Annotated in this window: 22 protein-coding genes and 1 pseudogene; 15 read left to right on the top strand and 8 right to left on the bottom strand. The window is 37.3% G+C overall.

The window, feature by feature from the left end; genetic code table 11:
- Positions 1-226 precede the first annotated feature (226 nt).
- The 3 genes from LO754_RS21330 to LO754_RS21320 all read right to left on the bottom strand — a co-directional run bounded on the left by LO754_RS21330 (position 227) and on the right by LO754_RS21320 (position 3957).
- Positions 227-1378, bottom strand: coding sequence for an MFS transporter (locus tag LO754_RS21330; protein WP_231785216.1), 1152 nt, complete (start codon positions 1376-1378; stop codon positions 227-229).
- Positions 1379-1490: 112 nt separating this feature from the next.
- On the bottom strand, positions 1491-3011 hold the full coding sequence (scpC, locus tag LO754_RS21325) for a succinyl-CoA:acetate CoA-transferase ScpC (protein WP_024361330.1): 1521 nt from the start codon (positions 3009-3011) through the stop codon (positions 1491-1493).
- A gap of 295 nt (positions 3012-3306) precedes the next feature.
- Entirely contained in the window at positions 3307-3957 is a 651-nt protein-coding gene (locus LO754_RS21320; protein WP_024361329.1) for a LytTR family DNA-binding domain-containing protein, read from the bottom strand.
- Positions 3958-4461: 504 nt separating this feature from the next.
- Here LO754_RS21320 and LO754_RS21315 point away from each other — a divergent pair.
- The 4 genes from LO754_RS21315 (at position 4462) to LO754_RS21300 (ending at position 7650) form a co-directional block, all read left to right on the top strand.
- Entirely contained in the window at positions 4462-5256 is a 795-nt protein-coding gene (locus LO754_RS21315) for a helix-turn-helix transcriptional regulator (protein ID WP_024361328.1), read from the top strand.
- Between the two features lie 224 nt (positions 5257-5480).
- On the top strand, positions 5481-6242 hold the full coding sequence (yidC, locus tag LO754_RS21310; protein ID WP_025220710.1) for a membrane protein insertase YidC: 762 nt from the start codon (positions 5481-5483) through the stop codon (positions 6240-6242).
- A 55-nt stretch (positions 6243-6297) separates the two neighbouring features.
- Entirely contained in the window at positions 6298-6546 is a 249-nt protein-coding gene (locus LO754_RS21305) for a hypothetical protein (RefSeq protein ID WP_024361326.1), read from the top strand.
- 336 nt (positions 6547-6882) lie between these two features.
- Positions 6883-7650 carry a M15 family metallopeptidase gene (locus LO754_RS21300; protein ID WP_231785215.1) on the top strand — a complete coding sequence of 256 codons (768 nt, stop codon included), beginning with the start codon at positions 6883-6885 and terminating at the stop codon, positions 7648-7650.
- A 331-nt stretch (positions 7651-7981) separates the two neighbouring features.
- On the opposite strand, the gene cls is transcribed toward LO754_RS21300, so the two are convergent.
- The 3 genes from cls to LO754_RS21285 form a co-directional block, all read right to left on the bottom strand.
- A complete protein-coding gene (gene cls, locus LO754_RS21295; RefSeq protein WP_024361324.1) occupies positions 7982-9439 on the bottom strand; it encodes a cardiolipin synthase in 1458 nt (485 codons plus the stop codon).
- Between the two features lie 259 nt (positions 9440-9698).
- Positions 9699-10496, bottom strand: coding sequence for a YwqG family protein (locus LO754_RS21290; RefSeq protein WP_024361323.1), 798 nt, complete (start codon positions 10494-10496; stop codon positions 9699-9701).
- Positions 10497-10590: 94 nt separating this feature from the next.
- The gene (locus tag LO754_RS21285) at positions 10591-11751 is read right to left on the bottom strand and encodes an MFS transporter (RefSeq protein ID WP_024361322.1); all 1161 of its coding nucleotides are present in this window, start codon (positions 11749-11751) and stop codon (positions 10591-10593) included.
- A gap of 477 nt (positions 11752-12228) precedes the next feature.
- On the opposite strand from LO754_RS21285, the gene LO754_RS21280 reads away from it, so the two are divergent.
- A complete protein-coding gene (locus LO754_RS21280; protein WP_004232019.1) occupies positions 12229-12366 on the top strand; it encodes an Lmo0850 family protein in 138 nt (45 codons plus the stop codon).
- Between the two features lie 79 nt (positions 12367-12445).
- On the opposite strand, the gene LO754_RS21275 is transcribed toward LO754_RS21280, so the two are convergent.
- Positions 12446-13633: an FtsW/RodA/SpoVE family cell cycle protein gene (locus tag LO754_RS21275; protein ID WP_231785214.1), complete on the bottom strand. Its 1188-nt coding sequence runs from the start codon at positions 13631-13633 to the stop codon at positions 12446-12448.
- 171 nt (positions 13634-13804) lie between these two features.
- Between LO754_RS21275 and LO754_RS21270 the strand changes: the two genes are divergently transcribed.
- The 8 genes and pseudogenes from LO754_RS21270 to LO754_RS21235 all read left to right on the top strand — a co-directional run bounded on the left by LO754_RS21270 (position 13805) and on the right by LO754_RS21235 (position 22870).
- Positions 13805-14557 (top strand): hypothetical protein, encoded by a 753-nt coding sequence (locus LO754_RS21270; RefSeq protein WP_029747104.1) that lies wholly within the window; start codon positions 13805-13807, stop codon positions 14555-14557.
- A 202-nt stretch (positions 14558-14759) separates the two neighbouring features.
- Positions 14760-15839 carry a D-alanine--D-alanine ligase gene (locus tag LO754_RS21265; RefSeq protein ID WP_024361319.1) on the top strand — a complete coding sequence of 360 codons (1080 nt, stop codon included), beginning with the start codon at positions 14760-14762 and terminating at the stop codon, positions 15837-15839.
- 11 nt (positions 15840-15850) lie between these two features.
- Positions 15851-17218, top strand: coding sequence for a UDP-N-acetylmuramoyl-tripeptide--D-alanyl-D-alanine ligase (locus LO754_RS21260; protein WP_231785213.1), 1368 nt, complete (start codon positions 15851-15853; stop codon positions 17216-17218).
- Positions 17219-17366: 148 nt separating this feature from the next.
- The gene (locus LO754_RS21255; protein ID WP_024361317.1) at positions 17367-18059 is read left to right on the top strand and encodes an alpha/beta hydrolase; all 693 of its coding nucleotides are present in this window, start codon (positions 17367-17369) and stop codon (positions 18057-18059) included.
- A 346-nt stretch (positions 18060-18405) separates the two neighbouring features.
- A complete protein-coding gene (cshA, locus tag LO754_RS21250) occupies positions 18406-19950 on the top strand; it encodes a degradosome RNA helicase CshA (RefSeq protein WP_231785212.1) in 1545 nt (514 codons plus the stop codon).
- A 289-nt stretch (positions 19951-20239) separates the two neighbouring features.
- Positions 20240-20714: pseudogene (locus tag LO754_RS21245) on the top strand (PH domain-containing protein).
- The gene (locus LO754_RS21240) at positions 20707-22179 is read left to right on the top strand and encodes a PH domain-containing protein (RefSeq protein WP_024361314.1); all 1473 of its coding nucleotides are present in this window, start codon (positions 20707-20709) and stop codon (positions 22177-22179) included. Before LO754_RS21245 ends, LO754_RS21240 begins: the two are co-directional and overlap by 8 nt.
- 115 nt (positions 22180-22294) lie before the next feature.
- A complete protein-coding gene (locus LO754_RS21235; RefSeq protein ID WP_024361313.1) occupies positions 22295-22870 on the top strand; it encodes a GNAT family N-acetyltransferase in 576 nt (191 codons plus the stop codon).
- 124 nt (positions 22871-22994) lie between these two features.
- Here the strand turns inward: LO754_RS21235 and LO754_RS21230 are convergent, their stop codons facing one another.
- Positions 22995-23615: a rhomboid family intramembrane serine protease gene (locus tag LO754_RS21230; RefSeq protein ID WP_024361312.1), complete on the bottom strand. Its 621-nt coding sequence runs from the start codon at positions 23613-23615 to the stop codon at positions 22995-22997.
- A gap of 64 nt (positions 23616-23679) precedes the next feature.
- On the opposite strand from LO754_RS21230, the gene acpS reads away from it, so the two are divergent.
- Positions 23680-24036 (top strand): holo-ACP synthase, encoded by a 357-nt coding sequence (gene acpS / locus LO754_RS21225; RefSeq protein WP_024361311.1) that lies wholly within the window; start codon positions 23680-23682, stop codon positions 24034-24036.
- 88 nt (positions 24037-24124) lie between these two features.
- A complete protein-coding gene (locus LO754_RS21220; protein WP_024361310.1) occupies positions 24125-25234 on the top strand; it encodes a LolA family protein in 1110 nt (369 codons plus the stop codon).
- The last annotated feature ends 17 nt before the right edge of the window (positions 25235-25251 follow it).

Raw genomic sequence — 25251 nt, 5'->3', positions numbered from 1 at the left:
AAACAATTTTAAAGTAAAAAACCACGAAGATTCCAGCGAGAACGCACGCGAAGTAAGCCGCAACAAGCCGCGCGTTAGCGAGAGTTGCGGCTTACGGTGTGCCCGCCGGAAAGCGAAGTGGATTTTTACGCTTCAAAAGATAGCACAATGCAAAGTGCCAGTATTAGTTAGAAGAAATAGTCCTGCTACTATACGTTTTTAAAAAATAGGAAGTCCGATACTCTACTTAAAGTGATGTATAGGACTGCCTCTTTTTATGTGGCATAAGTGTTACACCAGCAAAGGTGATTAAGACAATGCCTGTAAAGATAAACCCGCTGACTACACCAAGTGATAACCATCCAAGCAATGAGGAGCCTAGTACTACTCCCAATGAGAAAAATGCATAAAAATAGCCGTATGCTTTCCCGCGGATTTCAACTGTCGTAGAATCAATTAATAGTGAATTCACAGATGGGAATAACAAACCGAAGCCAATACCGTAACAAACCATCGCTATATAAAGGAAAGTACTCGAATCAGCCTGACTAATCAGTATTTGACTGACACCCATTAAACCGATACCGAGGGATAATGTTTTTATCGGAGCTACTTTATCAAAAATACGATTTGTCGGCAATATAAAGACAAGGACAGCGACAATACCGAATGCACTCATTAATGTACCACTTAAGCGTGAGTCGAAGCCTAAAGTTTGGACTTTTAAAGGCAGTAAATAAGCAATCACACCTTGGGAAAACATTAAAAAGAATGCTCCTGAAAATGCCTTTAACGTACCTATATTATGGAAGAATACACTTATTGGGATATAAGTTTTAGAAGATGTTTTGTCCTTTTTGACATGATTAGCATGTAGTAAAAAGAAAGAAAGGATACCTAACAGTAGCATAAAACTTGCAGTGATATTAAAGACAAAAGGTACACTCGTACGACTTGCTAAAATACCACTAAATGCTGGGCAAACGATAGCCGCAATACCTACAAATGCACCTGAAATGGCACTACCTTTGCCCCGCTTTTCTTGATCGGTGGCATTAGCTAGAAATGTAAAGGCCGCAGGAACAATAAAGCCGGCAACCAATCCATGTATAAAACGAACGATGAGGAGGGCAAGCGGTGCATCTACTAAATTATATAATGTTAATGATAGGCCCGTTGTCAGCAGACCGACAATTAAAATAACAAAGGGTCCTTTACGATCGGTTAAAAAACCCGAAATAATATTCCCGAATGTATTAGAAAGAGAATACATACCAACTGCAAGTCCGGTTAAAAAGGCAGAGGCACCGAGTGATTCTGCATATGTACTCATAACAGGAAGCTGAGTAAATAGGTCAAAAAATGAAAAGAATATAATTAAATAGATAAATTTCTTCATAACTCCTCCGACTACTTATTACGACATAGTGGGTTTATTATACCATTTTCGACAAAAAAAGAACGCCTAATAAGTTTAAAACAACTTATTAGGCGTTCTAGAATTGCTACTATTAAGCTTTAGCAATTTCTTTTTTCATTGTTTTGTTTTTAGCAAGGTTTACGTGCCAAGAAAGAGCCTCTTCTAAAATATGAGGTGTTTGTTGGTTACCTGTTGCTTCTACAGCACGGTTGTAGTAATCCCATAATTGCTCTTTGTAATCAGGGTGTGCACAGTTCTCGATAATTAAAGGTACACGTTCTTTTGGTGCAAGACCACGTAAATCAGCAATACCTTGCTCAGTAACGATTACGTCAACATCGTGTTCTGTATGGTCTACGTGAGAAACCATTGGTACGATTGACGAAATTGCGCCACCTTTTGCATAAGATTTTGTTACAAAAATACCAAGACGAGCGTTACGAGCGAAGTCACCAGAACCGCCGATTCCGTTCATCATTTTTGTACCTGAAACGTGAGTAGAGTTTACGTTACCATAGATATCTAACTCAAGCGCAGTGTTGATTGAGATTAAGCCCAAACGACGGATAAGCTCTGGGTGGTTAGAAATTTCTTGTGGACGTAAGCATAATTTATCTGCATAGTGTTCCATGTTGCCGAATACACGTTTTTGTAGTTCTTCTGAAAGTGTGATAGAAGCTGCAGAAGCGAAATCTACTTTACCAGCATCAATTAAATTAAATACTGCATCTTGTAGTACTTCAGAGTAAACAAATAAGTGTTCGAATTCTGAATCAGCAAAACCGTCAAGTACAGCGTTGGCAACAGAACCTACACCAGATTGAATTGGTGCTAAAGTATTTGTTAAGCGACCAGCTTTGATTTCAGAACGGAAGAAATCAAGTAAAATGTTAGCCATTGTTTGAGTTTCTTCATCTGGAGGCACGATCATTGAAGGTGCATCTGGCTCTTCAGAAATAACAATTGCTTTAATTTTAGCAGGGTCTACTTTAATACCAATCTCACCAAGACGTTGGTTTGGTTTTGTCATTGGAATGACATCACGTTTACCTTGTTCACCAGGAACATAAATATCGTGGATACCGATTAATGATTCTGGGTGAGAAATATTTAATTCAATAATAATATTTTCAGCGTATTGAGCGAAGATTGGTGAGTTACCAACTGAAGTAGTTGGGATAATATAGCCATCTTCAGTAATTGCAGCTGCTTCAATAATTGCATATTTAATTGGTCCGATAATACCTTGACGAACTAACTCAGCGTTGTGAGAAAGGTGAGCATCAACGTACATTACGTTACCAGCGTTGATTTGATTACGAATACCAGCGTCAGCTTGGAATGGTCCGCGTTTACGGATAACGCCAGCTTCAGCTAAATACTTATCTACTTCTGGTCCTAAAGAAGCACCAGTATATACATCAATTTGGAATTTTTCGTTTTTAGCACGTTCCACTAATGCCATAGGAACAACTTTTGCATCCCCAGCACGAGTGAATCCGCTCATACCTACTACATCACCGTCAGAAAGAAGTGCTGCAGCTACATCAGCAGATACGACTTTGCTTTCAAGCTCCTTATTACCTAAGCGTTTTTGAATGATTGCATCCATTAAAAAATCCTCCCCTAAATTTGATGGAAACCGATAACAAAACTAGAAAAAACGTGTAAGAATTTTCTGTTTATTTAGTTGTAGTATGACTCCAACCATTTGATTAATACTATCACCAATTTGTCACAAAAACTTTATAAATAGCATTAAATTAAGTAAACAAAGGAAAATCGAGCGGAAGAACGCTTTTTCGACAGAGAAAACGTTTTAATCTAGCGCTATGTATTATCTAAGCGGTAAATCAAAAAAGTACAGCAAGCCCTCCTTAAGAGGATACTTGCTGTACTAGGGATACTTAGAAGCCTAAAGAACGACGGAAATAACTTGCGTAGCGTTGACTAACCGGAATACGCGTTCCGTCTTTCATAATTAATAAGAAAGTTGAATGTGAATCTGGTTGAATTTCATCAATATAATCGATGTTTACAATGTATGAACGGTGGCATCTAATAAATGAGTCTGGCGCTAAAAATAGCTCTAAATCACTTAAGTTTAAACGGTGATAACCTTCGCGCCCCATTGTTTTAACAAATGTTTTACGTAACTGTGTTTCAAGATAAATCACTTGATCATGTTTAATCGGATACCAACAGTCATCGATTTTAATCGTGATGTAGTTTGTTAAAAATGCTGATGGCTTTTGTGGGAAGATAGCGGTAATGGCACCTTTTGTTTCGCCTTCTTCCATTAAAGGAATACTCATGCCATAGTAAGCAACACCAAATACATCAGGTTCGATATAGGTGCTGATTTTTTGCCCATAGCTTAAAGCTTTGTGTGCAGCTGAGCCTTCTTTGATAGGGTCACCCGGCTTAATTTTTAGATCAACCTTTTTGCTCGGTTGGTAGTACAAGTATTCATTTGTATCAGAAATTGCGATTGAAGTATTCTCAGGGAAAAACTCCTTAATAATCTCCATGATTTCTTCTATTTGCTTTGGATCCACTATTAGCACCTCATTTTAACTTTTAAAAATAGTATTATCATCTATTTTACTACATATTCGTATAAATTATATAGAGAAGATTTCGGAATAAAATAGAGATATGTCGATTGCTACATTAAAAAGATGAAAATTGACTTACATAAAATTCAAGGTATTATAATTAATTACTAATTATTTTTAATATGTATATGGTAAAATTTAAATGTCTATTAATAAGTTTACAAGGTTTCTACGGTATTTATATGATAAATTAGAACTAGGACGATGTATAAAATGTGGTTGAAAGGAAATCGCAAAATATGGTAAAATTCACTGTAAAGTATATTTTTTTTAATACTGGTGTTTAAGTTAGGTTATTTTTAAGCTATATTCAATATATAATTGTGTAATAGGACTCAATTCATATGATAAATAAGTAAATACTTTTTTCTTATTTTGAATTTGTAATTTGATGTCAAATATTGTAATGTAATTCGTGCACTCTGAGGAAAGATGGGGAAGATTATGCAACTACATCAACATTCTATGTCAGAAACGATATCAAAAAGATACTTCCAAGAAATCGATAATATTAATCAATACATCGGTGTAGAAGAATTTTTTAATATTGAGTCAAAATTAATATTTGAAATTTACCATTTAGAATCTGCAAAGGCTAAAAAATCTTTGCATGAATTAATTGATATTCTTTCTATACGTTTTGGCAAGCAGGTCATTAAAATAGTGCGAGGTTATTTTTCCGTTTTGTCGTCGATTGTTGCTCGTAAATTGCTAGACAATCAAGTACCTTCGAAGAAAGCCTTTGCTTTTAATATTGCTTGTAATGATATGATTGAAAATCAGATGAAAGACGCAGAATTTTTGCAATTTGCTGATGATTTAATTGATTTCTTTGTGTATTTTATCGCAGATAGAAAGCAACCGACTTTCCGTCATCAGACAGTCAATAAAGTGATTATGTATATCAATGATGAGTTAGAGAACGATTTAACAGTGGAGAGTATCGCGAATAACTTCCATATTAGTACTAGTCACTTGTCGCGTATTTTCAGAGAACATGTGGGCATTACATTGGTAGAGTATTTAAATGTTCGTCGCGTAGAGGAATCCCAATATTACCTACGACATACGAATAAAAGTATTACATCCATTTCAGACCAATTCCATTTTTGTAATCAGAGCTACTTCACACGTATTTTTAAGAAATACACAGGGGTAACACCTAAACATTTCCGTGATGAGCTGCATCATGAATTTTACCGTTTTGAAATGAACGAGACGGAGATGCAAAACGCTTAATATTGTGGGACAATAAATGGCACTCAATGAATAAGAACCATACTGTAAGATGCGATTGTATTAGCGATGCTAAAGCGCGCATCTTTTTTATGTGAACAAACTACCATTATGTCACGCTTCCGTTAACGCCTAAGCGTATTTGATAAGTAGCGCTTGCTATTTGATAAAGGTAGTCTTAATAAGGTATACTTCACATTAGTTGAAAAATAATAGTAGGTGGAAAAATGAAAAATTTGAAGCTATTATCAATGCTTGGGCTTGTTGTTTTTGTATTAAGTGGCTGTAAAGCAGTTGAGAACAAAGAGGGCTTTTTCTATAGTGTTTTTGTAAAACCTATGGAATTTTTACTGGAGTTTTTCGGAAATGATATTTTTTCAGGTAGCTATGGTTTAGCAATCATCGCTATCACGGTTCTTATCCGTTTAGTCTTAATGCCGATTATGTTGAAAAACTATCGTCAGCAACAACTGATGAAAACGAAAATGGATGCCTTCAAACCTGAAATGGAAGCTGTTCAGAAAAAAATGAAGGAAGCAAAGACAAAAGAAGAACAAATGCAATATCAGCAAGAGATGATGGCATTGTACCAAAAACATGGTGTCAATCCTTTAAATATGGGTTGTTTACCAATGTTAATTCAAATGCCAATCATTATGGGTCTTTACTTCTCAATTTTATATTCTGCCGATGTGAAATCACATATGTTCTTATGGTTTAGCTTAGGTTCACCAGACATTGTGATGACAATAATTGCGGGGATTGTTTATTTGGTACAAGCACGAGTTTCTTTATGGACCGTACCAGAGCAACAAAAAAAGCAAATGAAGATGTTTATTTACATTTCGCCAATTATGATTGTCTTTATTTCTATGTCTTCTATGGCAGCACTACCGCTTTACTGGTCTGTCAGCGGTGCATTACTAATTCTTCAAACGTATATTGGTCGAAAATATTATTCGGAGCATCCCGAAAAAGCAGAATCATAAATGAATGAATGTCGAGGCGCGTTGTAGCCTCGATTTTTTTTAGGAGGAAAACAGCATGAATACAAAATGGGTATCTTCAATTTTAGTTGCAATATTTAGTATTGCGGCTATTGTATGCATTATTATCGGCAATTTTAATTTAGCGGTGCTAGCAATGACAATAATGTTTGCTTTGTCAAATGGCTTTAGAGCGAAGAGTTTTAAGGAGCAAGGATATGTTAAAGAGGCGAAATGGATGAAGTATATGGCAATCTTTTTCTCTATTGCTTCCATTGCGGTACTTATTATTATTTTTACAGAATAAGTGGAAATGCTACACTTAAAAATGTGAACAGTGATAAAATAAAACTATCAAAATATAGTGTATTAACTTGCTTTGGCAGTAGCCTTGCCTAATACGGAAAGTGCTATGTATGTACTGCAAACGATTAGGGCAAACCTTGCTGAAACAAGTTAAATACCTGGTGGTTGTCAAAGATGTAAAAGAACTGTCGAGCCGTTTTGAAAAAATCTTAAAGACATTCCGCCGAGGTGTAATTGATTAAAGGTCTTAGGGTTGCTCAAACTCCCATTGAAACGACCTGATTTTGAAATCTCGTTTTGTTTAGCAACCCTGTATCTACACAAAAGGGGCAAAGAAATGAAAAAAAATCGACTACCACTTATTATTGGCGCTATTATTTCAGCGGCACTGATCGTATCTATTTTTATAGTGATTTACTATAAGAATAATCAAGTCAATGTAGCGTCAGATGAAGAACAACCAGTAGCAGAACAAGGCAAAAAAGACAATCCTACAAAAGAGCAACCAAAAACACCCGAAGTAACTGAACCACAAGAGCAGCCAGACGAAAATGGCTATTACCCAAATCAAGCAATGCCGACAGAGCCTACTTATATTGATGGTATTTTACTGGCTAATAAAAAATATCCACTACCATCCACATTTGCACCAGGTGAAAATCCAGAGGCACGTCAAGCGTTAAATAAGATGTTAGCCCAAGCTAAACAACAGGGCTTTAACTTAGTCGCGTTTAGTGGATATCGTTCTTATGAATATCAAACAACATTATACAATAATTATGTTAAGCGCGATGGTCAAGCTGCAGCAGATCGCTATAGTGCACGCCCAGGTTTTTCCGAGCACCAAACAGGCCTATCGTTTGATATTGGGGAAGTCGGCAAAGAAGATTTATGGTTGACTGAGGAGTTTGGTGAAACACCTGCTGGGAAATGGCTATTTGAGCATGCTGCAGAATATGGTTTCATTTTACGATTCCCTCAAAATAAAGAACATTTAACAGGCTATATGTATGAATCTTGGCATTATCGATATGTTGGAATTGACATTGCTAAGAAAATGAAAGAACAGAATGTTACGTTAGAAGAGTATTTAGGGGCTGAATAAACAAAGAGCTTGGAGACAAAACTTCAAGCGATAACGTACGCAGCGTTACGGTGTGTAATGGGGAAGTAACCACTGTAGCGAACCATAGCAAAAAGTGGCTGGGACATAAGAGAAAAAGTGTTAGATTGAACCTAATCAATCTAACACTTTTTTGCTATGCTGTTGTCCGCTACGACGGTGCTTTCCGCTCAGCACAGTAAGCCGCAACCCTCTGCTTGCGCGCGTATGCCCGCGTCTTACATTATGTGCTGTTCTGAGCTGGAGTCACCGCCTTCGCTACCAACAACTAGTGAACACTTCTAATTTTTTAAATTGCAGAACGAATGGGTTGTTATAATATCGGTGTTAATAAGCGAGAAATAGATTCTTTAAACTTTATCATGCTGGAACGATTTTGATACATTTCCCAAGTTAATTCTGTGCTATCTAAAATGTCCTTTTCAAATAGCTCAGCTAATTGATGAGAAATTTTAGAATCGTAAATAAAGGCATTTACTTCGAAGTTTAAACTAAAACTTCGAACATCGATATTTGCAGTTCCTACTGTAGATGCTTCATCGTCAATAATAATAGCTTTAGCATGAATAAATCCTTTTTCATAAATATAAACCTTTGCTCCTGCACGTAATAATTGGCCCACGTAAGAGTATGTTGCCCAATAAACAAACATATGGTCCGGCTTGTTAGGAATCATAATACGTACGTCAATGCCTGATAAAGTAGCAATTTTTATGGCATCTAAAAAACTAATATCAGGAATAAAATAAGGCGTTTGAATATAAATATATCTCTTGGCCATATTAATCAGCTTTAAATAGCCGATTTTTATTTGTTCCCAATCAGAGTCCGGTCCACTGGAAACGATTTGTAAACCGACATCACCTTTTTTCGGGATAGCAGGGAAGTAACGGTCGGAATAACCCATCTTTTGCTGTGCACATGCTTGATTCCAATCTAATAAAAAGCGTGTTTGCAATGGGTGGACAGCGCTTCCTTCAATACGTAAATGTGTATCTCTCCAATAGCCAAATTTCTTTTGAAGTCCAAGGTATTCATCTCCTACATTAAAGCCCCCGATATACCCAATACGACCGTCAATTACTCCTATTTTGCGGTGATTTCTAAAGTTGAGGCGAGGGTTAAGCAGTGGGAATATGGAAGGGAAAAATACTTCTACTTCACCACCTGCTTCAAGAAGTTCCTTGAAATGTCTCCTTTTTACATTACGAGAGCCCATCTCATCATATAAGAGCCTTACTTTGACTCCTTGTTTTGCCTTTTTAATCATTGCGTCAATAAGACGAGTACCCAAATTATCTAAGCGGAAGATGTAATATTGAATATGGATATGATCTTTAGCTGCTTCGATGTCTTTTAATAGCTGTTCAAATTTGTCTGCACCATCGTCAAAAATAGCAAGGTGATTGTCTTGTGTTAATACCGCATTATTCGTTTTTAAATGCATATAAATCATTTCTTTATAATTTTCGGCATTTTCAATACGAAACTCAAACGTATTATCTCGAATGGTGTCTATTTGATAGCTAATCAGATTATCAATCCCAATATCTTTGCGCCCTTCCCAACGAAACAAATGTTTCCTGCGCAGTTGTCTGCCAAGTAGTAAATATAAAATAAATCCAGCTAATGGCAAGAAAAATAGGACAAGAATCCATGCCCATGTAGAACTAGCATCTTTACGCTCTAAAAATATAATTGTCATCGCAGATAAGATATTTACGAATAAAATTAAAGGTACTAGATATTCTACATCTGTAAAAATGCTCATTCCTGCACCCCTTTACTATATTTCACATTATATCTAGTATAGCTTACTTCACAGGTGGAAAGAAAGGACAGTAAGTGATTTGTTATCATCAAAAAAATTCCCCCCTAAAAAAAGTAGGGACAATGCCTTTGCGTTTTGCGACTTTGAGGGCATAGCTAGCAAACAGTAATCGAAATTAGGCAAGCCCCATCACAAAAAAATAGTGCTGGGGCTTGCTCATTTTGTATTCAGTTTCAAGGCAAGAGGTAAATCAGTTAGCTTATACATAATGTTCCCATTGAAATAGTATATCGCTAAAATCTTGTTGAAGAAGCTTATCACGATTGATAAAGAATTTCCCTACGCCACTATCCGCCCACATAATACCGAACTCATCATTGGAATCTATTTGTAGTAAAAGTACATCATACCGTTGTAGCAGATGAGATTCGTGCCGAATGTCTTCCTCTAAAAAATATGCGTATCCGCCTATTTTAGCGCCAGCTCCTAAAAAATGCTGTAAGTAGATTTCGTGCAAATTAACATCATGGTTTAGGGTACATATTAGACTCGGTAAATAGTGTACAGCTCGATAATCTAAAGCTGAGACAGGTTCCTGTGTAAAGTGGAATTGTAGCGATAACTCTTCTTTAATAGGAAACCAATCATCTGTGGTCACAGCAGGTTTTTCTTGTGTTGGCATTGCTGTTTTTGTTTCTAACGTTGGGTAAAATCGTACTTTATAGAACTGTTGAAAAATGTCTTCCTTATAATGTGCCGCATTGGCAAAAATATTAGATGAAATAAAAAATTGTAAAATACCTTGAGTAGGAAAATCTTGTATTGTTGGTATTTCTGCAAAATTTATTTGAGCTAATAAACGCATCGCTTCACCAGTAATGTCCTTTGGAACTGTTTGATAATAAGGTAAATAAGGTTCACCGGCGAATTTACTTTCTGTTATTGTAGTTGAACGTTTACATGGCGATATAGTGATTGCCGCCAGTAGCGAATCTTCAATTTCAGACCGTAATGGTTCAAGCTCTCTAGGAAGAGAAAAATTGATTGTTTTATTCATGCAGTATCCTCCGAGTTTACGCTTTCAAACATGGATGTCATATAAGTTTAACAAATACATCTGTTTCTATTAGTTACGACATATAGTACGAAAATTATTCAAGCCTTAAAGTTTTATTTGAAGCCTTATAAATAAAGATTAAAATAATCGAGATAATTGCGATAGCTGCAGCAATATAGTAGCCAAGATTAGATTGCATCGTAAATAACCATGTGAAAAATAGAGGCCCGAGAATACGCCCTAAATTATCCATAGAGTAGGAAAGACCTGCTGCTGTCCCATATTGGCCTCCAGATTCTTTGGAGGATAATGACACGACACATGTTCTTGCAAGGGCATTTCCGGCTGTAAAGATACAAAGTGCAAAACCTGCCATTAATAGATTGCCTGTTAAAGTAAATAAAAGCATACCGATTGCTGTAATGATTTGAGCTCCAATGAGCCAAGATGTTTCTGTGCCATTTTTAATGCGACGAACTACGCCACCTTGTATGGCTGCATCTACAAAGCCACTAAACATAAATAAATAACCGATTTGCAAAGGTGTTATTTGTATACGGTCAATTTGAAAAAGCTGGAATGTTGCTTCTACTCCTGCCAGCATAAAAGTCACTAAGAACGAGAACATAAATAAATAACGAACACGGTATTGAAGCATTTTGCCAACACCTTTTGGGACAATTGCTCTTTTTGTTACATCTTTTCGTTTTTCTGGTTCTTTTAAGACGAAAGTTGCATAAATAAATAATAGTGCGATTAAAGCTGCTGATGCGATAAATGGCAATTGCAAGCTATAATTACCTAACATGCCGCCAATTGCAGGACCGAAGATAAAACCTAGACCAATGGACATGCCCATGAAACCCATGTACTTATTACGATCTTCCTCGCTCGACATGTCACCAATAAAACCTGTTACAGCTGTATACAACGCACCTGAGAATAAGCCACCCACGATACGTGATACGTATAACATTGTTAAATGATCAATGAACATCGAAAAAATAATGAAACTGAGACTAAACCCTACCAATCCTGTTAAAATGAGTTGCTTACGACCGACTTTATCAGAAAGCTTTCCCCAAAGTGGTGCGGTAAAAAAACTTGCAAGAGAATACACTGTCAGTAAACCGCCTACATGGATGTTTTGCCAATCGTTTTGTACGATGACCTCTGGTAGGACAGGAATAATAATTCCAAAGCCTAGGTAGACGAGAAACTGTACTGACATTAAGAGTAAAATTGGTTTTATCATTTAATTTCCTGCTTTCTTACAATATTTCAGTATGTATATTCTACCTCTCTTGTTCTTGCTATTACAAGGGTGCGGTAGGAGAAGCATTTGAAACCAAGACAAGGATTGATTTAGTTTATGTTCAGTTATTATTTTGCGTAACCGTTCATCCACAATAGTTATTCCTTCTTTCACTCCCTCTTTTGGTAGAAGCTTGTTCCTGCTGGCTGGTCAAAAATAATGAAGAACAACGAATAGAATTGATTTGATGAGTTAATAATGTATTTATCAAATTCTATTCTATAGTGTATTTTGTTTGCCTAAAAAAGTGACATTTAAACATAATTTACATTGTAACAAAATTGAAAAATATTAAAGGCGAGTTAAATGGTATGATAGATACAGATAAACTCGTCTGACATCTAACACTTAGAAAAAATGAAACTTTTTTGGAAATAAAACGTTATATAAAATCGAGAAAAGATTGAGGTGGAATGTATGACGAAGGAAGTAGATTTGAAAAAGATTGTTTCGAATTTATCGAAGTTGGGTGTGACAGCTACTGTAACAAAGTCTCGACTTGAACTTTTAAAAGTGCTCACACCACCAACGCAAACTCCGCAAGTTCAAGCTTAACTCGTTTTACAAAAAAGAATGGATAGTTCTCTTTCGAAAGTAGAGAGGCTATCCATTCTTTTTTTATTATTTAAATTTCTTAATCCTCTTCATCGTACGTTGTAAACATGTAAGTACGATAATGGAAACGCATGCTAAAGACTAGCCCGATGGCCAAGGCATTGCCCATTAAAGAACTTCCCCCATAACTTATGAATGGAAGTGGAATACCTGTAATCGGTAGTAGCTGTATTGTCATACCAATGTTTTCGAATACATGGAACGTAATCATCGCGATAATACCTGCACAAACATAAGTTGAAAAAGGGTCTTTCAATAATAATGTTGTTTTAGTTAAATGATAGATTAACAAAAAGAAAATACAGATTACTATACTTGCACCGATAAAACCCCATTCCTCACCGATGACGGTGAAGATGAAGTCCGTATGATTTTCGGCTACGTATACTTCGCGCCCACGGAAGCCTTTACCGAAGATTTCACCAGACCCAATAGCGTTTAAGGAAGTAATCAAATGGTAACCATCACTCGATGAATAGGAGTATGGATCTAGCCAAGAGTAAATTCTGGCAAACTGGTACGCTTTAAATCCAAATGTTTTCTCTAAAAATTCCTGCATGTAAAGTGCCATCCACAGGAGGCTTCCCCCGACGACAGCACCACCTAAAAAAGTAGGTAATAAAATTTTCCAAGAGATACCTGCTACAATAACGAGTGCAGCAGTAATTGCAAAGAAAACAAGTGCTGAACCAAGGTCAGGCTGTTTCATAATAATACCAAGTGGTATAATCAACGTTAAAGCGATTTTACCTAGTAAAATGAAGTCAGACTTAATGGATCTTAAAGAGTAGACTTCATGATGCTTACTAATAAGGCGGGCAAGCGCTAAAATGTAAAAAGTTTTCATAAATTCGGAGGGCTGGATATTACCAAGTGGTGTATGGAACCAGCTTTTAGCACCATTCACAGGCTCACCAATTTGGCCTATACCTTCCGGCATGAAAATAAGCAAAACTAAAAGAGCAATTCCAGCTCCGTACATATACCAAGCCATTTTTTTATATTGATCAGGCTCGAAAAACATAATGACACCGATAATAAATGCACCAATTACATACCATCTTAGTTGCAAAGGTACGTAATTAATACCATATTGTCCGGAAGTTTGAGCGGATGCAATTGCTAATAAACTAATGACAAGAAAAGTGAAAAGTATAAAAGCGAGCGTCCAGTCAAAACGGTTCACGAAATTTCGTTTATTTTCCATAAAAGCCACCTAAAATAAAATAGTTTAAAATCTGCGCACAGACGCATGTCGAACATTAACATTATAACGCAAAAAACAATTTTACGCCTGAGTATATTGTTGTGACGACAAATAGCATAAAATGTTTCAAAAAATGATGTTTAGTTTTATAATAAAGTGAAGAATGGGGTGATGGATGTGGCTAAGAAATTAAAGTCAGCTGAAGATTTTATGTATCATATATATGTTCATATGAATGATGTCGATAAATTTGTTATATTTAGCGGGCTTAAATTCTCGCAATTCGTGGCTGCTTTAGATCCACTGCATCACTTACTTTTACTAAAGCATTCCTATGAAGACGGATCATTTAATATGCATACACAGTTTGATTATATAGCAGATGAGGAAGTTCCTCGTTTTGTAAAAAAAGCTACGGAGTCGAAAGAATTGTGTTGGGTAGATTTTATGGATGAAAAGAGGCTGGATCAGCTGACACCGATGGAACAGGGAGAACTGCTTTACATAAGTCATAAAAAAGAACCGATTACTTCGCCATTTTTTAATAAATTGCAAAATCGGTTTGTGTATTGTTCTTCGGATGTAGAGAAAATGACGAAAATTTATTTTCGCCATTTAAGTGATTCAGATTTGCTCGTCGCTAATGTGTTTAATACGTTAATACGTGAAAAAGAACGAAGCACAGGTTTTTGGCGCCGTAAAGTAAAATCGAGTATTCCTTCTCTTACGCCGGAATTTTTGCGTGCGTATCGCTCCTTTGCTAAAGAGGGCGCATTGTTGTCACTGTATCGCATTGAGAAGCCGAAAGCCGCATATGGTATAGAAATACGTAACCTGTCAGATTATTCCTTTCCAGATGAGGTCTGGGATGATTTAAATACAATTTTGAAAAACGAGCACGATGAATTGATTCATATTATTTAACTATATAGCAGGTATTTCACCAGCTATAAAGGAATGGAACTCAAGAAAGTGATAGTCAGTCATTTTACTTGGGTGACCAACTTTTGAATGAATAAGGCACTCAAATCTCACCGTCCAAATTACGGTGAGATTTTTATGTCATTTGTCAAGCCGTTTCGTGATAAACTAATAATACTCAAGAAGTATGTGGAGGGCACAAAAAATGAAAAAAAGAATCGGTTTATTATACGGCGGAAAGTCAGCGGAGCATGAGGTGTCATTGTCGACGGCGTGCGCAGTCACTGGAGCTTTGAATTTCGAGGAGTATGAGATATATCCGATTTACATTACACCAGATGGGGAATGGCGACGCGGTGAGCGTTTAGAAAAACCCGCAAATTCGATTGAAGAATTGCAATTTGGTGATGATGCCATTATTTTAGAAAATAATATTACAGCGTTTTTAATTGATAAAAACGGGGCAGCGGTCCAATTTGATGTTATTTTCCCTTTACTGCATGGAACAAACGGGGAAGATGGAACTGTACAGGGTTTACTGGAAGTGTTGAATCTTCCGTATGTCGGTAATGGTGTGTTGGCATCATCTGCAGGTATGGATAAAGTGATTATGAAACAGTTGTTTGAAATTGCGGGCTTACCACAAGTGCCATATACGTACTTCATTCGCAGTGAATGGACGAAAGAGCAAGATGCTATTTTAACGCGTTGTGAACAGAAATTGTCTTGGCCAATGTTTGTAAAGCCAGCAAATTTAGGCTCAAGTGTTGGTATTAGTAAAGCTTCGAACCGTGAGGAACTGATTCAAGCAATTGAGGTAGCATTGCAATTCGACCGTAAAATTGTGGTAGAGCAAGGTATTGTAGCACGTGAAATTGAATTAGCTGTACTGGGCAATGATTTTCCAGAAGTATCTGTACCAGGTGAAATTAAGCCTATGACGGAGTTCTATGATTATGATTCAAAATATAAGGATGGTTCAACAGCATTAATAATTCCTGCTGAACTACCTACAGAAGTTGTGACTAGTTTAAAAGAGCACGCAAAAAGTGCGTTTAAGATTTTAGATGGAAGTGGTTTAGTACGTGCTGATTTCTTTGTCACGGCAGATCATGCCATTTATATTAACGAAGTAAATACAATGCCAGGTTTTACACCTGTTAGTATGTATCCGCTTCTTTGGCAACATACAAACGTAAGTTATCCAGAGCTTATTAATCGACTGATTGCGCTAGCACTTGAGCGCTTTGAAGAAAAACAACAGCTTCACTATAAAAAAGACTGAGTGGGATTATTGTGAAAAAGACATTAAAGGAATTAGCAGCATGGTTAAATGATGAGGTGCCAGCTTTCGGAGATACGATTGTATCTGGTATATCGATTGATACAAGAACAATCTGCCAAGGGGATTTATTTGTGCCATTCCGTGGTGAACAGGCAAATGGTCATAAGTTTGTACAACAAGCTTTTGAAAAAGGAGCGGGTGCTTCGCTTTGGCAAAAAGATGAACCTAACCCGCCCAAAAATGTTCCGTTACTATTTGTGGATGATTCAGAGTTGGCGTTACAGCAAATGGCACGTGCTTATCGTAACGAGCATAAGGCGACCTTTATTGGTATTACAGGATCGAATGGTAAAACATCCACAAAGGATATTTTAGCGGGCACGCTAGCACCGTTTTTTAAAGTACAAAAAACAATTGGTAATTTTAATAATCAACTAGGCTTACCAATTACGATTTTACAGCTCCAAGAGGATACAGAAGTTGCTGTACTTGAAATGGGCATGAGTGGATTTGGGGAAATTGAGTTTTTAACAAAGTTAGCTCGTCCTCATATAACGGTAATTACCAATATCGGTGAGGCACATATGCAAGACCTAGGCTCGCGTGCCGGTATTGCAAAGGCGAAGTTTGAAATTATACAAGGTATGCAAGAGGATGGCGTACTCTTTTATGATGGTGATGAGCCATTATTAAATGAGCTTGTTGCAAAAGAACAAAATTTAAATGCACAGGCGTTTGGTTTAGAACCAGGCGATTTGTTATATGCTGATAATATTGAAGCAACTGCAAGTGGAAGTAGCTTTACAACACATGGTGCTATTGAAGGGGATTTCTTTATTTCTGTTCTTGGGAAGCATCAGGTGAAAAACACTTTAATTGCCATGCTTATCGCGCAAAAACTAGGTTTAACGGATGAGCAAATCCGTACATCTTTAAAAGACGTAACGTTAACAGATATGCGTATGCAGCAAATACAAGGAAATCAAGGTGCATTATTTATTAATGATGCTTACAATGCTGCACCTACGTCGGTAAAGGCGGCGATTCAGTTTATAGCCACTACAACTATTCGCCCTGAAAAGTGGCTTGTCTTAGGTGATATGCTGGAACTAGGGGATAATGAAAAAAGCTTCCATGAAGAGTTATCATTAGCAATTCATGAAGGTGAAATTGACTATGTGTGCTTGTACGGCTCGCGTATGGCTTTCTTGTATGAGGTGTTGAAAGAACGTTTCGACGCTGACCATTTATTATACGACAAGGATGATTTTGCGCCTATCATTGCAAAGCTTCAACAGGCAACAGAGAAATCCATTGTTTTATTAAAAGGCTCACGTGGGATGAAACTAGAAACAATTTTGCAATCATTTACTTCATGATTTGCGGTTGTTGACATAATGAATTGTTACTTGGGGTAAAAATCCGCTCTGGTTTACAGATGCGCTGATTTTTACCCTTTATTAAAAAAATTGGAAAGCATTTTGTATGCTATTGCTAGTAAAACAGCCACTTTTTGAGGTGAGGGTAATGACGATAGGGGTATTATGTATTCATGGATTTTCGGGTGGTGCTTATGAGGTAGAGCCGTTTACCGTTTATTTACAAGCCAATACAGATTGGCTAATCGAGACGCCTACCTTATCAGGGCATGGAGAAGAACTAAAGATGAAAGGCTTTACCGCACAGCATTGGTTAATGGATGCGGAGTTAGCTTTTCGAGCGCTATCGAAAAAAGTGGATGAAGTGATTGTCGTTGGTTTTTCTATGGGTGGCATTATTGCGTTATATTTAGCGAAACGTTATAAGGTGAAGAAGCTTGTACTGCTTAGTGCTGCAGCTAAATACATTAGCCCTAAGCAGCTTGTTAAAGATTTTAAAATGTTAGCAACTGAAGCGTATCATCGCAACCTTTCGAATAATGAGTTGTTTTTGAGATATCGTCATAAGTTCAACAACGTCCCCTTAGCAGCTACGATTGAATTCATGAAACTTGTCCAAAAGGTAGCGCCGTACTATCAGGACATTAAAATTCCAGTGTATATTGTACAAGGGAAATTAGACGGAATTGTGCCCTATCATACCGCTCAATTTTTGTTTGATCAGCTTGCTTCAACAAATAAAAAGTTGTATTTTTCTAACAATGGCAAACACCATATTTGTCATTGTGAAGATTGTTTTGATTGGTTTACGAAGGTTTTAGCGTTTTTAAAGGATAAGTAAATAGTCAGATTATTACGACTCATGCGTTATCGTTGCATACGTTTGATTCCCGTGATAGACTAGTGTAAGCAATGGATACATTTTGTGCGAAGACTCTTCATAATTTGGTTGAAGAGTACTTTTTTTTGAACATAACGGTTTTATTCTAAGTGAATAATTACGCAGAATCGAACCGCTCGGTAAAGACCGGGCTTTCCTTTTCATATAAGAGCTCTACTTGAAACATTTGTAGAGAGAATTTTTAAGTAACGGAAACGTTCCACAACACAGGCTCGAATTTGCCGACAACTTCATCTGAAAATGTAACCATTTGTCAACTTAAAAGGAAAAAAGGAGATTGAGAAGTTTGACAAATTTTTCAGAATTAAATATTAGTGAATCTACACTACGTTCAGTAAAACGTATGGGATTCGAAGAAGCAACACCAATCCAAGAGGGTACTATTCGTTTTGCCATTGAAGGTCGCGATGTATTAGGTCAAGCGCAAACTGGTACAGGTAAAACTGCCGCTTTTGGTATTCCACTTATCGAGAAAATCGATCCTAAAAACCCTAATATCCAAGCATTAGTAATTGCTCCAACTCGTGAATTAGCGATTCAAGTTTCAGAAGAACTATATAAAGTCGGTTACGACAAGCGTGTGAAATTATTATCAGTTTACGGTGGTCAAGAAATCGGACGTCAAATTCGTGCACTGAAAAATAAACCACAAATTATTGTTGGTACACCAGGTCGTATTTTAGACCATATTAATCGTCGTACTTTAAAACTAGAAGATGTTCAAACACTTGTACTGGACGAAGCAGATGAAATGTTAAACATGGGCTTCATCGATGATATAAATTCAATTTTAGAAAACGTACCTGCTGAGCGCCAAACATTATTATTCTCAGCAACAATGCCACCAGCAATCCGTAAAATCGCTGAGACATTTATGCGTGACCCTGAAATTGTAAAAATTAAAGCAAAAGAATTAACAGTGGATAACATTGATCAATACTTTGTGAAAGCTGCTGAGCGCGAAAAATTCGATGTTTTATCTCGTCTATTAAACGTTCACCAACCAGAATTAGCGATTATCTTTGGACGTACAAAACGCCGTGTTGATGAGCTAGCACAAGCTTTATCAATCCGAGGATATCTTGCTGAAGGAATTCATGGTGATTTAAGCCAAGCAAAACGTATTTCAGTTTTACGTCAATTTAAAGAAAATAAAATTGATATCCTTGTTGCAACAGATGTAGCAGCTCGTGGTCTAGATATTTCAGGCGTTACACACGTGTATAACTTTGATATTCCTCAAGATCCTGAGTCTTACGTTCACCGTATTGGTCGTACTGGCCTTGCCGGAAAATCAGGTCTTGCAGTAACATTTGTAACACCTCGTGAAATGGGCTATTTACGTATTGTTGAAGAAACAACGAAAAAACGTATGACACCACTTCGTCCGCCAACAAATGACGAAGCTTTAGTAGGTCAACAACGTTTAGCTATTGAGACACTTGAAGGTCTTATTGCTAATAATAACTTAGGTGATTATCGTACATTAGCTACAGAAGTACTTGAAAACCATGATGCAATCGATGTAGTAGCAGCTGCATTACGCTCATTAACAAAAGAGCCGGATGATACGCCTGTTACAATTACAGAAGAGCGTCCATTACCAATGCGCCGTGAGCGTTCTGGTGGTGGCGGTGGTGGCCGCGGAGGCGATCGTAATAGCCGTAACAGAAGCGGTGGTGGTCGTAGCTTTGGCGGTAACCGTCGTGAAGGTAGTGGTGGCGATCGTCGCAACAGTGGTGGCCGTCGTGAAGGTGGTCGCCGTGAGGGCGGAGCTCGTCGTGAAGGTGGACAAGGTCGTTCACGTGCACCACGTCGCCATGAAGACTAATTAACTTTCAAACCTTACAGTCAAATTGACTGTAAGGTTTTTTATATTTATAGTTAAATTAATTTATTCGAAATTTTTGGAAGGAAAAGTAAGTATGCGAGATTTCTAAACGGAACGTTGCGACGAAAGCGGCTTATTATAAGCATTAAACTATAGCGCCGTATAATAAAAAGGCGATATACTAGATGTTTAGATGGCGGTTAATTATGATGAAAAGGCTATGGATTTATTTGAAACAAATTAGTATTTGCGTACGTATACATAGGTAATGAAAAGAGGAGGAACAATTTTGAGAGCTGAACCAATTCATCAAATTTCCCGAAAAGGGTTAACAGTATGGCGATTATATGGTGTGTTACAAACATTGCTGTTGTTAGTCATTGCAGCATTGGTTTGTTATGGCACTTATTATTATGAATTCATTTATTTATTTTATCGCGATTGCTGTTGTTCTATTAAGTGCATTTTTTTCTGCGTATTTATTCCCGAAAATTCGATGGGAACGCTGGAGATACGAAGTGCGCGAACATGAAATTGAAGTCCAACATGGCTTGTTTGTTGTCAAACGCACATTAATACCAATGGTACGTGTGCAACATGTTGACACGACACAAGGCCCCATTTTAAAAAGATACAGCCTAGGTAATATTTCAATTTCTACAGCCGCCACGGTACATACAATTCCAGCACTGGTCATGGATGAAGCAGATGGACTTCGTGCGCGTATTTCGGAATTAGCAAGGGTGGCGGAAGATGATGTCTAACGAATTGTATCGTTTACACCCTGTATCGGCGATTATCTCTAGTGTCAAAGCACTAAAGAGTATGATCTTACCTGTAGCCATTATCATTATTAGTAATGGCTTTAACTTTTCCTTGAACTTCCGCAGTGAATATTTTTTTGAAACCGTATTACTGTTTGGCGTGTGGGGGGTAGGGGCAGTACTAGCGCTTGTCGGTGGTATTGTAAAGTGGCGTACCTTTGTTTACTGGTTTGAGGATGGTGAACTCAGAGTAAAGTACGGGTTATTCGTCAAAAAGAAGCGTTATATTCCATTTGAGCGCATTCAAAGTTTAAATTACCATGAAGGTATTTTTCATCGGATATTTGGCCTAGTCAAGGTGCAAGTTGAGACAGCAGGCAATAAAGGTGGCAAGCCAGAGGTAGAATTAACAGCTATTCAAAAAATAGCGGCTGATGTTATTGAAGAAGAAATGCGTCGAGCAAAAACACAAATCGCGCAACCACTTGGCGAGGAACTAGCACATGGACAAATAGAAGAAGTGATGGTGCCTGTTATTTATCGTATGTCGATGCGGGATTTACTTGTATTAGCAACGACTTCTGGTGGAATTGGCGTTGTCCTATCAGGTGTTGCAGCGGTCATCTCTCAGTTTTCGGATATTATCCCGTATGAAGAGGTCTTTCATGAAGTGGCAGATATTGTGAAGATTGGCGCATTCTTAGTTGCTTTAATGATCATGTTTGTGTTAATTATTGCGTGGCTACTATCGGTTGTTATAACACTTGTGAATTATTACGATTATACGGTTCGTATTGAAGATGAAAAGTTAATGATTACTAAAGGGTTACTGGAGAAGAAAAGAATTACATTACCATTAAATCGTATACAGGCAATCCGTATAGTTGAAAACCCTTTGCGTCAAATATTTGGTTTTGCTACGGTTGTAGTAGAAAGTGCAGGGGGAAATGGTGAAAAGGGTGGAGATAAGAAAATTGCATTGTTCCCACTGATTAAAAAACAACATTGTGTACAGACGCTAGAACAACTTTTCCCTGAAATGAATTGGCATCCTGAATTTATAAAGGCTCCGAAACGTGCACGTCCATTTTTTTATCGCATTGATTTCATTTGGCTCGTACCGATAATAGGGGCAAGCAGTTATTTCTTATATCCTTACGGGTTATTAGCATTCTTATTAATACCATTAATCATATTCCTTGGTATTTGGCAACATCGAACAGCAGGCTACATGATTGACGGCAAGCAATTGACAATGCAATATCGGATCTTTAGTCGCATTACATTGTTTATGGAGAAAAAACGTATACAATCTATGGAAAGTAGTCAAACGTATTTCCAAAAGCGTAAACAAGTCATGTCGATAAAAGCGACGGTAATGTCAGGAATGGCTGGTATGACAGGTAATGTACCTAGCCTAGAACAACAAGATGCTGAAACTATATTAACTTGGTATGAACATTAAATAGAAAATGATTAGCTAATCTTTGCATAAAAATGTAAAGATTAGCTTTTTTTATATACAAATCTAGAAAAAATGCGTTTATAATAGAATAAATTGACAAAAAGGGGTGGATTTGATGTTTCGATACAGCATAAATGAGCACACCTATTTAAAAATGTTAGATTTAAATGATGTAGAGGAGTTATTTGCGCTAACAGACCGTTCAAGAGAGACTTTACGTGAGTGGTTACCCTTTGTAGACAATGTCAAGACGGTCAAAGATACAGAACAATTTGTTCGAAATGCAATGCAACAATATGCTGACCATAATGGGATACAGGCTGGAATTTATTATGATGGTAAGCTAGCGGGGGTCATTGGTTATCATCAAGTGAATTGGCAACATAAGTGGACAAGTATTGGCTATTGGTTAGGGAATGAGTTTGTTGGCAATGGGCTTGTGACAAATTCGATGAGGGCATTTATTGATTTTGCTTTCGAATATCTAAAGTTAAATCGCATTGAAGTCCGCGTTGCAGTGGGGAATATACGTAGTCGGACAATTCCTAAAGTGCTAGGATTCAATGAAGAAGGGCGTTTAAGAGATGCTGAATGGCTATACGATCATTATGTAGATCAGGTTGTCTATGGGCTAACCGCAGTAGAATGGAAAAAAATAAAAATGGCGAAAGAGGCTACTGTTGTACTATAATTTCAACGATAGCATGTCAATGACCTTAGAAAAAATGGAATGTTAGGGATGTTAAGCTATAAAAAAGAGGAACAGCCCGCAGTGATTAACACCTCACTGATGGGGTAGCTCCTCTTTTTACAAGCTATTTTCCTGCCATTCTTTGTTTGCGCCAACTTAGAATTCTTGTAGGATGTAGGTAAATAAGTCCGAGTAGGAATCCAGTCACTAAGCCACCTAAATGGGCATAAACATTTACATTAGACTGTAAGAAAGTCATGATGACACTGATGACGATAATCGGCAAAATAAGCTTACGAAGCATTGGCATTGTACGACGCGTGTAGTAGACAAGTGCACCAAACGCACCGAAGATACCAAAAATTGCGCCGCTTGCGCCAAGGCTGGCATAACTACTGTCATTAAGCATAAAGGTTGCCATGTTCCCTACGATACCCGATAATAAATAAATCGTAATGAAGCGTGCTTTACCTGCAATTTTCTCAAGTTCTGGCCCAAATAAAAACAGGGAGAACATATTAAAGAGCACATGCATAAAGTTCGCATGTAAGAACATCGCAGAGAAAATCCGCCACCATTCACCGCTTTGTATAAGGAAATTGACTTGAATCCCATAGTTCCACAGCAGTTCTCCTATGACTGGAAGAAGTGTTAATACATAAAGAATAAGATTCACTGCTATTAGTGTTGAAACAACAGGATAATAACTTGTATATTGCTTAAAATTTTCTGTTCTACTAAACATAGCTCCACCTCAATTTACAATTATTATACATGGCTTTTTGGAAATAAGAAAAGGAGAAGTTCATATGATTAAAGGAATTGGTCTCGATATTGTAGAAACTGAGCGTATTGTGAAAGCAATGACACGCACAGATAAATTTATGGACCGCATTTTATCAGTTAACGAACGTGCACTATTTACAGCGCATTCTGAATCTCGCAAAATAGAATTTTTAGCAGGGCGATTTGCGGCAAAAGAGGCCTTTTCAAAAGCGCTAGGTACCGGAATAGGGAAAGATTGTGCGCTACAAGATGTTGAAATATTAAGAGGGGAAGCGGGTAACCCTGTTTTATATTTTAAAGGAGAGCTTGTAAAGGGCTTTGTTAGTATTACACATTCTAAGCAATATGCAGCCGCGCAAGTAATATTACTTATGGAATAAAATATATTGCCTTTTCATCAAATGACATAACTGACAAATATGGTTCATATATTGTCGTAGTGGATTTGAAAGAAGAAAGGGTGAAAGCGTGGGCAACCGTTTAGTTACTTGGCTCGTCTTAATTTGTGCGATATTACTTCTGTCGGCGTGTGGTACAGCCTCACAGGAAAAAGTGTTGAAGAAAGTTAATGGTAAGTGGTCAGAGACGAATGGTTATGAGTTAGACGCTAAGATGGAGATTAAATCAGGTGGAGAACCTAGAACATATGATGTTACCGTGTGGCATACTAAACCTGATTTCTATCGAGTGGAAGTAGTGGAAAGTGGGAAAGATGTATCGCAAATGATTGTGCGTAATGCTGATGGAGTTTTTGTGGTTACACCAACATTAAACAAAATGTACAAATTCCAAAGCGATTGGCCAAAGAAAAATAGTCAGGCGTATTTAATCGGAGCATTAGCAGAAGATTTAGCTGAAGATAAAAATTTAGTCATGAAAGAAGAGGACAAAGCATATATATTTGAAGCGGCTACTAGAAATAGTTATAAAAATAGTATGCCTCACCAAGTTATAACGGTAGATAAGAAAACGATGCTTCCTACATCTGTAGTGATTATGAATGATGTCAAAGAAGAGCAAATTCGTATTACATTTAATAATATTAAGCTAGGTGTACAACATGCTGCGAAAGAGTATGCTGTTGAACAATTTACTGAAACAGAAGATTCAAAAGGCGAACAAGCTGCACCTGCAAACAAAGATGCAAAAGATGATAAAGATGCAAAAGGTGAAACGGATGCTAAAGGTCAAGCAGATGCAAATGGTGAAAAAGAAGCAGTCGGTGCAGAGGTTGAATATCAAGAATTCCAAACGCATTATCCAGTTGTGAATTTTGAAAACACGAAAATGACAAATGAAAAAGCCATTAGTGATAGTGGTATGGAACGAGTTATTTTAACGTTTGAAGGGGATAAAGCGTTTACAGTTATGCAGCAACCAGTTATGAAAGAGTCCTCTATGTTACCAGTTACTTCGCCAGGTGATCCTGTTGACTTAGGATTTACAATTGGCGCGATTACAGATACGTCCATTAGCTGGGAAAAAGATGGCGTCGCATTCTTTGTAGCTTCTAGTAAATTAACACGTGAAGAAATGGTGGAAGTTGCGACTTCCATGACGATAAGTAGTATGAAGTAATTTTTCTAGCTACAGCT

The organism is Lysinibacillus sp. GJ-1, from assembly GCF_021166035.1.
GTDB lineage: Bacteria > Bacillota > Bacilli > Bacillales_A > Planococcaceae > Lysinibacillus > Lysinibacillus sphaericus.
Note: the sequence above shows the minus strand (reverse complement) of the source record. Positions and strands in the feature narration are given on the sequence as shown.